Annotated in this window: 16 protein-coding genes; all 16 read right to left on the bottom strand. The window is 36.3% G+C overall.

The window, feature by feature from the left end; genetic code table 11:
* Positions 1-82: 82 nt before the first annotated feature.
* The gene (locus tag PQ459_01460) at positions 83-1252 is read right to left on the bottom strand and encodes a DUF2062 domain-containing protein (GenBank protein ID WDF47161.1); all 1170 of its coding nucleotides are present in this window, start codon (positions 1250-1252) and stop codon (positions 83-85) included.
* Entirely contained in the window at positions 1252-1734 is a 483-nt protein-coding gene (locus PQ459_01455) for a hypothetical protein (GenBank protein ID WDF47160.1), read from the bottom strand. Before PQ459_01455 ends, PQ459_01460 begins: the two co-directional genes overlap by 1 nt.
* Before the next feature lie 4 nt (positions 1735-1738).
* Positions 1739-2113, bottom strand: coding sequence for a 3-hydroxyacyl-ACP dehydratase (locus PQ459_01450; protein WDF47159.1), 375 nt, complete (start codon positions 2111-2113; stop codon positions 1739-1741).
* A 3-nt stretch (positions 2114-2116) separates the two neighbouring features.
* The gene (locus PQ459_01445; protein WDF47158.1) at positions 2117-2752 is read right to left on the bottom strand and encodes a hypothetical protein; all 636 of its coding nucleotides are present in this window, start codon (positions 2750-2752) and stop codon (positions 2117-2119) included.
* Positions 2718-3344 carry an outer membrane lipoprotein carrier protein LolA gene (locus tag PQ459_01440; protein WDF47157.1) on the bottom strand — a complete coding sequence of 209 codons (627 nt, stop codon included), beginning with the start codon at positions 3342-3344 and terminating at the stop codon, positions 2718-2720. Before PQ459_01440 ends, PQ459_01445 begins: the two co-directional genes overlap by 35 nt.
* Complete coding sequence (locus PQ459_01435; protein ID WDF47156.1) at positions 3345-4094, bottom strand: polysaccharide deacetylase family protein; 750 nt, start codon at positions 4092-4094, stop codon at positions 3345-3347.
* Between the two features lie 138 nt (positions 4095-4232).
* Positions 4233-5294, bottom strand: a complete 1062-nt coding sequence (locus tag PQ459_01430) for a beta-ketoacyl synthase N-terminal-like domain-containing protein (GenBank protein ID WDF47155.1) — start codon at positions 5292-5294, stop codon at positions 4233-4235.
* On the bottom strand, positions 5294-6490 hold the full coding sequence (locus tag PQ459_01425) for a beta-ketoacyl-[acyl-carrier-protein] synthase family protein (GenBank protein ID WDF47154.1): 1197 nt from the start codon (positions 6488-6490) through the stop codon (positions 5294-5296). Before PQ459_01425 ends, PQ459_01430 begins: the two co-directional genes overlap by 1 nt.
* A gap of 81 nt (positions 6491-6571) precedes the next feature.
* Positions 6572-6829 (bottom strand): phosphopantetheine-binding protein, encoded by a 258-nt coding sequence (locus PQ459_01420; protein ID WDF47153.1) that lies wholly within the window; start codon positions 6827-6829, stop codon positions 6572-6574.
* A 90-nt stretch (positions 6830-6919) separates the two neighbouring features.
* Positions 6920-7462, bottom strand: coding sequence for a 3-oxoacyl-ACP synthase (locus PQ459_01415; GenBank protein ID WDF47152.1), 543 nt, complete (start codon positions 7460-7462; stop codon positions 6920-6922).
* 7 nt (positions 7463-7469) lie between these two features.
* Positions 7470-8603: a beta-ketoacyl synthase N-terminal-like domain-containing protein gene (locus PQ459_01410; GenBank protein ID WDF47151.1), complete on the bottom strand. Its 1134-nt coding sequence runs from the start codon at positions 8601-8603 to the stop codon at positions 7470-7472.
* A gap of 66 nt (positions 8604-8669) precedes the next feature.
* The gene (locus PQ459_01405) at positions 8670-9089 is read right to left on the bottom strand and encodes an acyl-CoA thioesterase (protein WDF47150.1); all 420 of its coding nucleotides are present in this window, start codon (positions 9087-9089) and stop codon (positions 8670-8672) included.
* Between the two features lie 569 nt (positions 9090-9658).
* Positions 9659-10921: an ABC transporter permease gene (locus PQ459_01400; protein ID WDF47149.1), complete on the bottom strand. Its 1263-nt coding sequence runs from the start codon at positions 10919-10921 to the stop codon at positions 9659-9661.
* Positions 10911-11666 carry an ABC transporter ATP-binding protein gene (locus tag PQ459_01395; protein ID WDF47148.1) on the bottom strand — a complete coding sequence of 252 codons (756 nt, stop codon included), beginning with the start codon at positions 11664-11666 and terminating at the stop codon, positions 10911-10913. Before PQ459_01395 ends, PQ459_01400 begins: the two co-directional genes overlap by 11 nt.
* Before the next feature lie 65 nt (positions 11667-11731).
* On the bottom strand, positions 11732-12784 hold the full coding sequence (locus PQ459_01390) for a hypothetical protein (protein ID WDF47147.1): 1053 nt from the start codon (positions 12782-12784) through the stop codon (positions 11732-11734).
* Between the two features lie 42 nt (positions 12785-12826).
* Positions 12827-13822 (bottom strand): BtrH N-terminal domain-containing protein, encoded by a 996-nt coding sequence (locus PQ459_01385; protein WDF47146.1) that lies wholly within the window; start codon positions 13820-13822, stop codon positions 12827-12829.
* Between the last annotated feature and the right edge of the window lie 40 nt (positions 13823-13862).

Below are 13862 nucleotides of genomic sequence, written 5' to 3'. Positions count from 1 at the left end.
GCTCAACCCGACTTGAACGGATTCTTCGAGAGCCTCAGAGTGACAATTGGGAGTGGAAGGCGGATAAGTTGCCCAAATCATTCTAACCGTTTTCGGGATTGACTTTGTTGAGGAAAAGATAAAAACCAACGCCCAGAATTGTGGAGACCGAAGTTGCCAAAATCATACTGCCGATAATGTATTGAAGCAGATGGTTTTTGACCAGTTCAAAGTTGATTTCGTGATTCAGAAAATTGGTTTCCCCATCCACGAAAGGCGCACCAATAAACAGAGAACCCGCAATAATGAGCGGAATGAACGGCGGAAAACTGATGTTGGAAGAGACGAATGCCAGCACTTTGTTGAGCTTGAAAATAACAGCTAAAGATATCGTCAAAGCCGTCTGAAAACCCCACACCGGAGACAATCCAATGAACGCGCCCAACGCAATGGAAAACGCCTTGGTACGGTTGCTTCCATCGCTTTCCAAAACATCTTCTTTGATGAATCTTTTGAAACTTTTCTTCCTGAAATTATGAATAAAATTCCGAGGTTTGATGTAGGCTAAAGTGATGATAACCAGTATGGTATTCAGAATACTGATTCGAGTAAAATCTTTGAAAGGTCGGAAATGAGAAACCCGTTCCGCTGGGTCGTAAAGGACTTTCACTGGAACATTTTTAACCGGAATATTTTTCCACGCAGTTCGTACGATAATCTCGATTTCGAACTCGAATTTTGGCGTGAAATATTTTTTTGGGATTTTGTTTAATGGATAAAGTCGATAGCCGGATTGCGTGTCCTGAAGCTTGATTCCGGTCTCGAACCAAAACCAGAAGTTGGAAAAATTGTTTCCGAAACTACTTTTCTTCGGAATGCCATCTTGCGACATATTCCGGTTGCCGATGAGCAAAACATCTTCATTTTCCGCAAGCAAAGCCTCCACAAAAACGGGAATATCGTCTGGATAATGCTGACCGTCGGAATCTATCGTGATGGCAAAATCAAATCCAAGTTCCAAAGCTTTTCTGAAACCGATTTTCAGAGCATTTCCTTTGCCTTTGTTTTCGGGCAAATTAATGATTGAAATTTCGTAATCACTCAAAATGGACGAAGTAGAATCCGTGGAACCGTCGTTTACAACAATGATGTTTTGGGTGTAATCCAGAACGCCGTCGATGACGCGTTTCAGTGTTTTTTCGTTGTTGTAAGTAGGGATTAAAACACAGATTTTCCTTTCGAAGATGGCGTTTCGTACTTCGTGGATGGTCATTATTTGAATGAAGCTTTTTCGGAAGCCGTCATCGTTTTGGATTGCCCAGCAAACTGTTTGATGTAGCTTTTCAGGTCAGCGTTTTGCTTGCTGTAGTTGTTGATAAGGAAGGTTTTGTCTTCTTTCAGATTCTTGTTATAACCCACAATTTTCGGGATATTTTCCTGAACGCTCATTCTGATGACACGTAATTCTGCGTTGTTTGGATTGCTCGAAATGAGGCTTTCCAAGGTAGTTGCGCCCGATTTTACAAAGGATTTTCGTTTGTTTTTTTCGGTCGTCACTTTCGCTTCCAAGATTTTAGAAGCTGATTTGTAAGCGGAAATTACGGGGTCGTTTGATGATTTTTTCTCAGCCAAAGCAATGAAATTCTTAGCATTCTCGTTGGATGAATTTGCTTTGGAATAGCTGGTTCTCAAAGATTCCAAATCCGATTGGAAGAATGAGAAGAATGTGAACATCAAAGTGAAAATCAATTTCATAACCTTAGATTTTGGTGTAATTAACTGACAGTTTCAATGCAATTGTTTCGCCAAAACTGGTCGTGTTCTTTACTTTCAGTTCGCCATCTTTTTCGGTGATGTCCAATTGTAAAACCAAATCTGGCGTTTCAAAAGGATTGATGATGGCCATAAACTTTACATTGGAAGCGGATTTCAAAAACAATTTTGAAGCGGTGAAATTTTCCGTCAAGTCTTTCACAATCTGCATCATACAAACACCTGGCGTCACAGGATTTCCAGGAAAATGACCTTTGAAAATCTCGTGATTTGGATTGAGTTTTATCTTCGCAATGAAACTTCCATTCTCTGATTTTTCGGATGATTCTAAAGTGTAAAAGTTGGTAAGAATGGTTTGCATATTTTATTCAGTTTCAGTAATTTGGAAAAGTTTGATGTTTATTTTAAAATCTTTGTGTTGAAGATTGATTGTCTCTGCAAAAGTATGTTTTTTTGCTTCAAAATTAAAATCGATTTTTTCTCGCTTGTTTTTCGTGTAAATGATTTGATTTAATAAACCAGAATTTTTGTCAAAAAACAGATAGTATTGTTTCTTATCAACGTTTGAAAGATAAATTTTAGAAGTTTCATTTTCAAAACTTTCAATCACCGAATAATTTCGTTTTAGTAATTCCTGAAAGTCATTTTTCAGAAAATTGATTACCATTTTTTTGTCTAAATCTGCCAAGACGTAATTGAGTTTGAAGTTATTTTCTGAGATTTCAAAGTCAATCATTTTGTTTCCAAAATCCGAGGTCATCACAACTCTGTGCGTGATTTCGGAGATTTTTTTAATGATAAGAATTCCGCTGATGTCGTTGCCGTAAACTTCCATTTGGCATTTGTAAACATAATCTTCGTTTGAAGAAAAGTACAGATTTTCAACTTCTTTTTTGGAATTTGAAATTGGTTTTGCATCTGTCAGCTGATACGTTTTGCACGAAAATATCAGCAACAAAAATGAACTATAAAGAAAACTCAGAAGCAGGAATCGGCGCATTGATTTTGGTGTTTTTAAAAACAATATTCGTAGTATCTCCCGAAGCTTCGGTCATATTCACTTGCGAAACTGTCGACTGATTTTTAGGAAAATGAAGTTCGATTTGCTTAATGTATTTCAGTAACTGCGCAGATTTCGGAGTAAATTTCGCAATGTTCGAACTTGAATTTTTCATATAAACTACAGAAAATTCAGGGTCACTGAACATTTTTCCATTGGAACTCCCGACAATCAGTTTATTTATTTTTTCAAAAGTTTTGCTCTTTGCATCCACCGATGATTTTTTCCCTTGGTCGTTGATGAAAATTTTGTTTTCCTTAAAGATAATGCTGTACTGATAAGGTTTTGTGTATTTCCAGCTCAGTGTGTTTGGTGATTTTAAAGACATTTTCCCTTGTGTGACAATGTTTTTATCTAAAAAATCCATTTTTTTTGTTTGAACGAAATCGCTTTGCAAAGTTTTAATTTCCTTTGTTTCAGCAGAAATTTTTGTCACAAATGCTTTGGATTCGGCACCCGTCATTGCCGTAGATTGGGCAAAAACGAAACCTGAAATTAATAAAAAGGCGAAGAAAGCTATATTTTTAAACATTTATTTTTCTGATTTAATAATTGAATCAATAGTGAAAGTTGAATATTTTTCACGCTCCAAAAATAACAATAATTCAACCAAAACATTGTACGTTTTCTCAGAAGTGTCGTGAAGCAGGATAATGCTTCCTTTTTGTAATTTTTTGGTTACTTTCTTTAAAATTTTCTTCTCATCCGGAATCACCGTGTCCAGTGAACGGACATTCCAGCCGATGCTTTTTTTATTTGTTTTCTTAATGGCTTTTGCGATATTTGGATTGGTTACGCCGAAAGGTGGACGGTACAAATCGGTTTTAAAACTGCCAATTTTCAACATCACTTCATCGCATTTTTCAATTTCCTCAATCATTTTTGAAGTCGGTAAAAATCCGGTATTATTGGAATGTGACAAAGTGTGATTACCAACCGTATGACCTTCTGCAATGATTCTTTGGAAAGTTTCAGGATATTTTTGAATCTGTTTTCCGATGCAGAAAAAGGTGGCTTTGATGTTGTTTTCTTTTAAAACATCTAAAAATTTTGGTGTGAATTCTGTCGGTCCGTCATCGAAAGTCAAAGCAACTTCTTTGATTTTTGTCCGTTTATGAGTAAAACTATTGACAAAATATCCTAATTTAATATCAAATGAACCCCAAATTACAACTGCTGAAAATAGAATGAAGCAAAAGATGTAAACCCAAATTGTTCCTTGAAATGCATACATAAATACATTCAGAAAAAGATAAAAAATAATAAAAGAATAATGTTTCATCTTTATTTTTTGGATTTTAATTTAAAATATTCGGCTACTTTTGGCAGTGTGTTTGTCATTCCATAGGAATCTCAGCAAAGAATTGTGAGAGTTTAGATTCCTACGGAATGACAAAAGCAGCTATTAAAATATAAATAATTAAGCCTTTTCCAGCAAAACCAAACTGTGGTCAATTCCTCCCAAATGATTGTACAAAAGAATATTTTGAATCCTTTCTTTTTTCACATCATTAATTTTCATCACTTCCGGAATCACCTGATTTTTCAGAATCTGACAGGCCATAAATGTTGAAAAACCGCTTGCTGTATTAAATTCTCCACTCAAGTGTTTATAATAGAGTAATGAAGAATTTGGAAATAATTGCGATGCATTTTTGTAATAAACATTCGATTCTGAATCTCCGCTGAAACCTAAAATCACAGCATCAATCTCTTCGTTTTTCAAATTGTTTTTAATTAAAAAATTTTCAATGAATTGTTGAGTTTCATTAAGTTCTAATGAGTTAAAAATTTGAATATCTTTGAGTTGTGCATAAGAAGCTTCAGTTTTGTCTTTGCCTAAAACAAAAAAGCTTGAGCCTTCGCCCCAAATCACACCTTGCGTCGTTGAATTCAAATAATCAACCGGAAGATTTTCTTCTTTTTTAATGGAATTACTCAATTTATAGAGCTCCATCGTTCTTTCCGTTTGTTCGTCCGTTGAACCTACTAAAACATTTTCTGCCTCACCATCCAAAATCTGAAGTTTCGCATCCAGCATTGAAAATTCGAGTGAAGATGAGCTGTTGACGTACGTGAAATTATAGCCGTGACATTGCAATCCCAGAGCAATCTGTCCTGAAACCGTGTTGTGCGTTGATTGAATGAAAAACGTTGGTGTCAGAAATTCTTCATTGTTTTCCAAAACATTTTTCAGGAACTTTTCAGAATCCTGAGAACAGCCCATTCCAGTTCCGACGATGATAGAATCGGGTTTTTCAATTCCTGCTTCTTTTAAAGCTTTCGTAGAAGCTACGGAGCTCATTTTGACCGTTTTAGACATTCTCCGGCTCATCGCGGGCGGAATGAATTCTTTATAGTTGGGCTCGATGGCTTTTAAAATCTGAATTGAATTTTCAGGTTTTAAAGTGTCGAAGAAATTTTCGTTTAAAGTGTCCTGAACCGAGATGCAGGCGACACTGTTGATGTAAACCGCACTCATTATTTAGAAAAAATTAAAGTTGAACAGTTTCCGCCAAATCCAAATGAATTGGAAAGTACGTGATTGATATTTTTTTCTTTCAGTTCGGTAACCGGCGTCAAATCAAATTCTTCCATTTTGGTTTTAAAATTTAAATTTGGAAAAATAACATTGTTCTGCATCGCCAAAATCGAATAAACGGCTTCAATTCCCGCCGCCGCCGCCAAAGTATGACCCGTAAACGCTTTCGTAGAACTGAATTCCGGAACCTGATTTTCACCAAAAATCCGAATCATTGCAATGCCTTCAGACAAATCATTATTCGGAGTTGCGGTACCGTGAACGTTGATGTAATCGATGTTTTCTTTATCTAAACCTGAAACTTTCAAAGCTTTTTCCATTGCTAAAAAAGCGCCTTGTCCGTTTTCCGAGGATGCGGTTTGGTGGTGCGCATCGTTGGCATTTCCATAACCGGAAAGATAAGCGAGGACTTTTTTATTTTCTTTTTTGACAATTTCATCAGATTCCAAAACCAGGAAAGCGGCTGCTTCGCCTAAGTTCAGACCTTTTCTGTCGTTGTCAAATGGTGTGTTGTAAGAATCCGTCAAAATCATCAGCGTATTAAATCCATTCAAAGTAAACTTTGAAAGTGAATCTGTACCGCCGACAATTACACGGTCTAAAACTCCGTTTTTGATGAGTTTTGCGCCCATCATAATCGCATTGGCTGCAGACGAACAGGCCGTGCTGATGGTAGAAACCATTCCCTTCAGACCCAATAACTCGGCAATTGCCAAAGATGAATTTCCAGCGTCGTGAGCGTCGATGTATTTTTGCTTTTCAGGGAAATCTTCGTAGGTGTAGAAATATTTTTCGGTGATGTCCATTCCGCCTACGCTGGTGGAGGAGATGAGTCCGGTTCTGTACTCGTTGATATCCGAAATTCCGGCGCTTTCTACAGCTTCTTTTGCGGCTACCATCCCCAACAAAGCGGTTCTTGTAACATTGTTGTCTTCATCCAGCTGAAGTTTCTGCACAAGTTCTTCATTAGACAATTTTATCTCGCCCGTTTTGATGCTTCCGGCGTGGCGTGTTTCAAACAGTTCGATGTCTGAAATACCGTGTTTACCGGTCGTAAGCGAAATAAAATTTTCCCCGACATTGTTACCAATGGAGGAAATGATGCCCATCCCTGTAATGGCAATTTTTTGACTCATCCTTTTATAATGTACCAATGTATCAATTTAACAGTGTAACAATATTGGTACATTGCCAGATTGATACATTGTTAGATTGAATTATTTTGTTCTGTTTTCTTCGATGTATTTTGCCATCACTTCGATGGATTGGAAGATTTCTTTTCCTTTTTTCGGGTCTGATAATTTGATTCCGTAGTCTTTGTCTAGAAGTACGATTAATTCCAAAGCGTCGATAGAATCCAAACCAAGACCGCCACCGAAAAGTGGGTCTGTATCTTTGATTTCTTCTACTGCAACGTCCTCAAGGTTAAGAACTTCTATGATTTTGTTTTTTAATTCTAATTTTAAATCTTCCATTTTTCAAAAATTTACCAATGTATCAATGTACCAGTTTACCGATTAGGACTGAATAGTATTGTTACATTGTTGTACTGTTATATTGTTAAATTACGTAGTTAGCAAATATACAAAAGCTTTATAACTTTCCTGATATAGTTCGACCCAGCCACACAAGACTTTTTCGGCTTTCCCTGATTGCAGAATCTGTGCCGCGTATGAATTTAAAAATTCTTCATCGAATTCATCTAAAACAAAAAAAGCATTTTCGGTCTGCATTTTATGTTTAATGCTGATTTCACCGACGCAAATATTCGGTAAAGTGTACACAAAAACAGCAGGGCTCGGAAAATAATTTTCCTCAGAATTGATGCTTTCCTGATATTTAAAATCGGTGTCGAGGCTTGAGGATTTGTTGGCAAAAACCAATGCGGTATTGCTGTGGTCGTCGTTTTTCAGAATCATTTCGGATGCAAGAAAAGCGAGTTTGCTGAGATTATCCATTTTATGAAATTTAGGATAATTCAGTTCTAAAGTTTTGTAAGCTTCTTTTGCAAAGTCTGAGAAATTTTGGGCTTTGGTTTCAAAAATAATTTGTTCGTTGAGGATTATTTTTGAGCTTTCTATGGTGCAGATATGTGTTTTTTTCATCATTATAGTTTTAACATTTCTCCAAAACAATGGCCGCATTACACCCACCAAAACCTGAAGCCGTTTTCAAAATATATTTAATTTCTGCAGATTGATTTTCTTTAATAATATTCAAATCCTGAGAGATACCCATTTCTTCAAAATTTTTGGATGGAATTAAATTGTTTTTAAAAGCAGATTCCATAGAAATAATACTTTCCAATAAACCTGATGCGCCTAGACAATGTCCGTAATAGCCTTTCATACTGTTCAGAGGAACATTTTGCAAATCCATACGGTTGAAAGCGATGGCTTCCATTTCGTCGTTGTAAAGTGTTGCCGTTCCGTGGGCGGAAATAAAATCGATTTGGTCTGAAGAAACTTTCGCTTCTTTCATTGCATTTTGAATGCTGGCAAACAATCCGTCGCCGGTTCTCGATGGTCCGGAAATGTGATTGGCATCGTTAATCGCCGAGTCACCTAAAATTTTAAACTTAAATTTTTCTTTCTGATTTAATTCTGAAGTGATGTAAATACCTGCAGTTGCTTCGCCCAAATTAATTCCGTTTCGGTTCTTATCGTAAGGTTTACAAGGTTTGCTTCCAATCGCCTGAAAAGAATTGAAGCCTGAAATTACAAATTCAGAAATCTCATCTCCAGCAACGACGAAAGCGTCTTTGTATTTTTCTGCCTGAATCATATTTTTCGCCACAGAAATCGCCATCACTCCTGAAACACAGGCATTGGAAACGACAATCGGTTTGGTTTTAAATCCAAAAAAATCTGCCAGTTTTTGAGCTAATTTTGAAAGATAAACGCCTTCCGGTAAAGTGGTTTCATTTTTTAATAAACTGATATTCCCTTTAGTCGTTGAAAGAATAAAAGCAGTGTCATCTGAAATCTGATGTCTTTCTACCAAAGGTTTCAGACTTAGCAAAAACATTTTTTCAAGTCTGGTGAAATTCTGATTGTCGAAATGTTTATTAAATTCCTCTTCCAATTTCTCAGAATCAATTTTAGAAACAAAGAAAGCTTCGTGATTATCGATAATTTTATGCAAAGCCACTCCAGATTTTCCTTCCAAAAGTGCTTCCCAGTTTGATTCTACATCAAAACCCAAAGGCGTGACGCAGTTATAATCTGTAATGTAAATTTCTCTGTTCATTAATTACTAAAATTTTTGAATCTTTTTTGAAAAGCTAAAAGCTAACAGCTAATTGCCAAAAGCCAATTATAATCCCATTTTATCTTTCCAGGCCTGAAAAAACTCGGGATTGTAGAGACATAAATTATTTTCAGAATCCAGAAAAACCTGAATGGTCTCTCCACTGCAAACCAATTGATTCTGCTGATTAAAAATCTCGTATTTATAAATTAGTTTTGCCGAAACAGAATTCACGAAAGTCGTAACGATATTAAATGTTTCGCCATATTTCAAAGGAAGAAAATGTTCGCACGTACTTTTCACAATCGGCGTTACAAATCCGGCGTTCTGAATATCGAGATAGGTCAAACCGTGCTGTCTTCCGAAAGCCTCTCTTCCGTCTTCAAAATACACGATGTAATGCCCGTGCCAGACGATTCCCAGCGGGTCTGTCTCGTTGAAACGTACACGTACTTCTTCGGTACAGGTTAAATTTTTAGACTGCATTTTGTTTTGTTTTTAACCACAATGGGCACAAAGGTTTTCACAAAGGTCACCAATTATAATCAAATATATTATTGTTGATAAAAATTAAAATAAGATTGTCAGGTCGCTCTTCTAGAGCTTTACTTCTATCAATATCTATTTGCTATTAACAGTTTGCTTCTAACGAAGCTTTGCAAAGTCCCATCAGGACTTGCTGTTAATAGAAAAAAGAAATCGCAAAACAAAGCTCCAGAGGAGCGAACTGTTAATTTATCTTGTAAACATTGAGTTCTTCAGTTTGTTTATATTTTTTATCGGACAAACTATAAACCAAATATTTCTGTTGGTTCATTCATATTATTCTGCTTTCAACTTTGCAAAAGTTCCAAACTTTGGCAAAGTTTTGACTCTTGATAGGCTTGAAGAAACGTGAATTTTCCACGAAATCCCTAGCCCTGATGGGAACGGCATCCTTTTTTGTCATTGCGATTGCTGATAAGTTCAATTTATTGATTTGCGTCGTTCGCAATGACAAAAAAGATATAGTGGACAGCAGGTTCCCGGCTCCTAAAAATCTGTACAATGTTGAATCAAACACTATTTTGCTTCCTCTCATACAATAAGGAAATGCTCACCATCGCAATATAAAATGAAAATAAGAAAATCAGTTCCTTAGCGATTTCGCCAATGCCGCTGTTTCTTAAAATAATATCGTAATACGCATTCAGTCCCCAGTTCATCGGAGAAAATTGCGCAATTTTCTGCATAAATTCAGGCATCAGGAAAACCGGAACCCAAATTCCGCCAATCGCTGCCAAAACTACCACCGAAGTCGCTCCAAACGGCGCCGACTGTTCCTGAGTGTCGGAAACGGTTCCAATTAAAACTCCAAATCCAATCGCTGCCAATCCTGCAAAAAGAGTGACAATCAGAAGGTGGAACATTTTTCCTGAAACATCAAACTGTGGCAAATCCATCAACGGGAAAAGCCAGATTCCTACTGCAACCATCAGCAAAAACTGGATGACGCAAATGATGAGATAGGTGAATGTTTTTCCTAAAATGTGAATGTAATACGGCGTCGGACTCACGCGAACTCTTACGCTCGTTCCCTGACTTTTTTCTTTGACTAAATTAATCGACAGTGGCACCACAATAAAGAAAATCGCAAACAATGCCCACGCCGGAACGTTGTGTTGCACAGAATTCGGCATCACCTCTTCGTTGCCTTTGTTCGGCGTGATTTCTTTGAAGGTAATTAAGCTTTTATTTTCAAGGTCTTCGGTTGTTCCAAGTTGGTCCTGAAAGGCTTTGTAGATTTTTTTATTCTCGATTTCGAAAACCATTTTGTTGATGGCATTCATCACAGAATTTTTGAAACCTGCGTTGGTAGCTGGGTCGAAATAGAGATGAATGTCTTTTGCCTTTGAAGCTACAGCTTTTGTCGAAGTAGAATCGGTTTCCAGACCAAACGAACTTACAACAGTCTGAACTTTAGAATCGATATTTGAATTTAAATCTTTCGTTAAATTTTCAGGAATGACAATGGCCATCTGATAATCTCCCGTGAACACGGCTTTCTCAGCCGATTTTTCGTTGTAATCTGTGACCAGTTCAAATGTTTTGCTGGTTTCCAGTTCTTTTTTGATGACTTTCGAAACTTCAGATTTATCGTTATCGATGAAAATAATCGGAATTTTTGAACCTTCCAGATTTTTGAATGTCGAATCCTGAATTAGAGTAATCGTAATAATCAACAGCAACGGCATCAGGAAAATAATCACAATTCCGCCCGAATCTCGCTTCAGTAACTGAATTTCCTTGATGAAACTTCTCCACAATTTATACAACATCTCTCAATTCTTTTCCGGTTAATGAAATGAAAACATCCTCCAGGTTTTCCGCATTGGGAACTCTTTCTACCAATTCTTCCGGTGTTCCAGTTGCGTGGATTTTTCCGTGGTCGATGATGGCGATTTTTGTACAGAATTCCTCAGCTTCAGATAAGTGATGCGAGGTATAAATGATGCACGTTCCTTTTTTATTTAAATCTAAAAGATAATCGATAATGGCTTTTTTGGATTGAACATCAACGCCAACAGTCGGCTCGTCTAGAAATAGAACTTTTGGGTTGTGAAGCGTTCCTGCAATCAGATTGCAACGGCGTTTCATTCCGCCTGAAAACTGGTCGACTTTCTTATTGGCAAATTTCGTTAAGCCCATTAATTCCAAAGCTTCATCAATGGCTTTGTGAAGATAATCGTGTTTCAAACCATACAGACTTCCGAAGAACAAAAGATTTTCTTTCGCCGTTAAAGTCGGATAGAGCGCATATTCCTGAGGAACAACGCCGATGATTTGTTTGATTTTTGAATTGTCTTTTTTAGGCGACAAACCGTTGATGGTAAAACTTCCTGACGTTGGTTTAATCAAACCTGAAAGCATAGAAATCAATGTGGTTTTCCCCGCTCCGTTGGGACCGAGAATTCCATAGATTTCGTTTTTATCGATGTTCAAAGAGATATCATTAACCGAAAAATCTTCCGAGTTTTTGTATTTCTTGTAGAGGTTTTTTATTTCGATGATGAAATTTGACATTCAATATTTTATATATTTAATAACTAGAAAAACTACACTTTAAACCTTTAATTTCCTAAGCATCTTTACCAATTTGATTCTTCATCATATTCAAGCAATTGTCGTCCAAATCTTAATTTTTCTAAATCTTCTTTTTTAAATTCGCTTTGAATTTGTTTGATTAAATCGTCATAAATTTTATCATAATTTATCAGCATAGCTTTGTAGACGTATTTTTTATTTGAAGGCGGCCAAGCTGGTTTGTTAATATAAGTATTATTTTGTTCTATATATTTCAAAATCGTTAACGCATTGTCATTTTTATATGCCGCTATTGCTCTCGAAAAATATAATACATCATCAAATATATTCTCCTTCGCTGAAAGTTTACCTTTTATTTTTTGATTAAAATAGTCCTCTAAAATTGGAAAGAATTTGTTATTTGGATTCTTTTCGATACTTCTAAAAATCCAATTTATACAATATTCATTTTTAATGTTTTGATTGAAAACGTCGTAAAGCACATTAACATCTTCTTTCTTTTTAAATTTACTTAAAGCAAAACAGGCAGATAATTGTTCTCCGCACTCATCGCTTTTTAATCCAGCTCTTTTTTTAATTAAATTATAATATTTTTCATTTGGATTAATATCGTCAATCATCCAAGTAGAAGTTTCTAAATAAGGATGTTCCATCAAGACTTTTTCTACCAAATGCTTTTTTTGAATCGGAGTTAGACCATTTTTATCGTGAGCTTTTCTAATCATTAAGTCCGAAACATAAAAATTGTTTCCTGCGTCCTCGTAATACCACCAATTCACTTTCGCTGTGTCACTCAGGTGGTTTATTAATAAATCAAAATATTCAGGTTCCTGTCTGTTTACTATTGTTCTATATGCGATAACCCTTAATAATGGACTGTTTGAATCCATCAATTTTATTAGTTCTTTCTTTGTTGCATTTTTCTCTATAAAGTTTCTTGCAATCGTATCTTTAGATGGAAGTGATTTTTCTTTTGAAAGACTTTTTAAAGAAGGTCTTAATTCAGTTCGAAAGTCCGAAATATCATACTTATACTTTTCTTCTTTACACGATGTAAAGAAAATAGAAAATATAATTATTTGATATAATCTTTTCATCAATTTCTACATTGCCTTCTTAGAAAATTTACATTGACAAGTTTAAATCGCTTTTCTCAATTTCTTGTAAAACGCCTCCTCCAAATCTGCAATATGCAACATCGATTTTGAAAGCTGATTATAAATATCGCTTTTCGAGTTTCTGTTTTTGTAAACCCTTGCAATATCCACGGCAAAGTCTCTCCAAAGGTCACCGATTGTAGTAATTTCTTTAGATAATTCTTTCAACTCGTCATTTTTAAGAATCACTGAGGCTTCCTGTAAAAAAGCGCCATAAATAAACCTGAATCCGCCACCGCCGGTACCGATTTCCTCCTGCATTCTAATCAACTGTCCGAGATAATGGTTGGTCACTTTTGTGCCTTTTTTCTCTGCCCATTTCGGGATGCTTTTCGCCACCCAACGCATTGCTTTTACTCCGATAATCGGAACAGGAGCGAGCATATTTTTGCAGGTGTCTTTAATTCCTTTTTTGATGGCTTCTTCCAGATGAACATTCTCAGGAATGTGTGTCGGGAAGTACATATGACCTTTTGGAGCGAGTGCACCTTTGGCATAACGAACTTTTTCAAGTTCAGCTTCGGTCAGCGTTGTTGCGAAATCCATTACAGGGTCGCTGATGAGGAATTTTCCGTCTTCCTTTCCGTAAACCACTAAGTTGTGGGCGTTGAAATGAAATTTATATTCTTCAGGAAAATAAGTCAAGTTGAAAACACCAACTTGTAAACCAGTCGGGATATTTTGTTCTAAATTTTTCTCCAAAGCAGCCTGAGCTTCCTTAGGATTTGAAAATTTTATTCTTTTTATTTTGATGCCCAGTCTTTTTGCCGCTTTGCTGAAAATAGCTCCAGGCATTGGTCGGTAACTGAAACCCGGCGCAAAATTCACTTTTAGAAAAGGCAAATACACGAAAAACAATCCGGAACCGATTCCGAAAATCATAGGTTCGCTGAGTTTTAATCCTTTGTTGAGTAATAGATTGGAGGCAACACCGTTTTCGCAGTGGGCTGTCTGGTGGTGTTCGAAAGTGATCTTCATTATAAGTCTGGATTTTATTAAACCTTATAGTTTTTGAAAC

The sequence above is a fragment of the Chryseobacterium sp. KACC 21268 genome (assembly GCA_028736075.1).
In the GTDB taxonomy this organism is placed as follows: Bacteria; Bacteroidota; Bacteroidia; order Flavobacteriales; family Weeksellaceae; genus Epilithonimonas.
This window is presented reverse-complemented; position numbering and strand designations above follow the sequence as displayed.

Bases quoted from the DNA above. Each gene is read 5' to 3' on its own strand.
- PQ459_01420 (WDF47153.1), bottom strand. From the start codon at position 6,829: ATGGAAGATTTAAAATTAGAATTAAAAAACAAAATCATAGAAGTTCTT.
- PQ459_01425 (WDF47154.1), bottom strand. From the start codon at position 6,490: ATGAGTCAAAAAATTGCCATTACAGGGATGGGCATCATTTCCTCCATT.
- PQ459_01435 (WDF47156.1), bottom strand. From the start codon at position 4,094: ATGAAACATTATTCTTTTATTATTTTTTATCTTTTTCTGAATGTATTT.
- PQ459_01410 (WDF47151.1), bottom strand. From the start codon at position 8,603: ATGAACAGAGAAATTTACATTACAGATTATAACTGCGTCACGCCTTTG.
- PQ459_01445 (WDF47158.1), bottom strand. From the start codon at position 2,752: ATGCGCCGATTCCTGCTTCTGAGTTTTCTTTATAGTTCATTTTTGTTG.
- PQ459_01455 (WDF47160.1), bottom strand. From the start codon at position 1,734: ATGAAATTGATTTTCACTTTGATGTTCACATTCTTCTCATTCTTCCAA.
- PQ459_01390 (WDF47147.1), bottom strand. From the start codon at position 12,784: ATGAAAAGATTATATCAAATAATTATATTTTCTATTTTCTTTACATCG.
- PQ459_01440 (WDF47157.1), bottom strand. From the start codon at position 3,344: ATGTTTAAAAATATAGCTTTCTTCGCCTTTTTATTAATTTCAGGTTTC.
- PQ459_01415 (WDF47152.1), bottom strand. From the start codon at position 7,462: ATGATGAAAAAAACACATATCTGCACCATAGAAAGCTCAAAAATAATC.
- PQ459_01450 (WDF47159.1), bottom strand. From the start codon at position 2,113: ATGCAAACCATTCTTACCAACTTTTACACTTTAGAATCATCCGAAAAA.
- PQ459_01405 (WDF47150.1), bottom strand. From the start codon at position 9,089: ATGCAGTCTAAAAATTTAACCTGTACCGAAGAAGTACGTGTACGTTTC.
- PQ459_01460 (WDF47161.1), bottom strand. From the start codon at position 1,252: ATGACCATCCACGAAGTACGAAACGCCATCTTCGAAAGGAAAATCTGT.
- PQ459_01400 (WDF47149.1), bottom strand. From the start codon at position 10,921: ATGTTGTATAAATTGTGGAGAAGTTTCATCAAGGAAATTCAGTTACTG.
- PQ459_01385 (WDF47146.1), bottom strand. From the start codon at position 13,822: ATGAAGATCACTTTCGAACACCACCAGACAGCCCACTGCGAAAACGGT.
- PQ459_01395 (WDF47148.1), bottom strand. From the start codon at position 11,666: ATGTCAAATTTCATCATCGAAATAAAAAACCTCTACAAGAAATACAAA.
- PQ459_01430 (WDF47155.1), bottom strand. From the start codon at position 5,294: ATGAGTGCGGTTTACATCAACAGTGTCGCCTGCATCTCGGTTCAGGAC.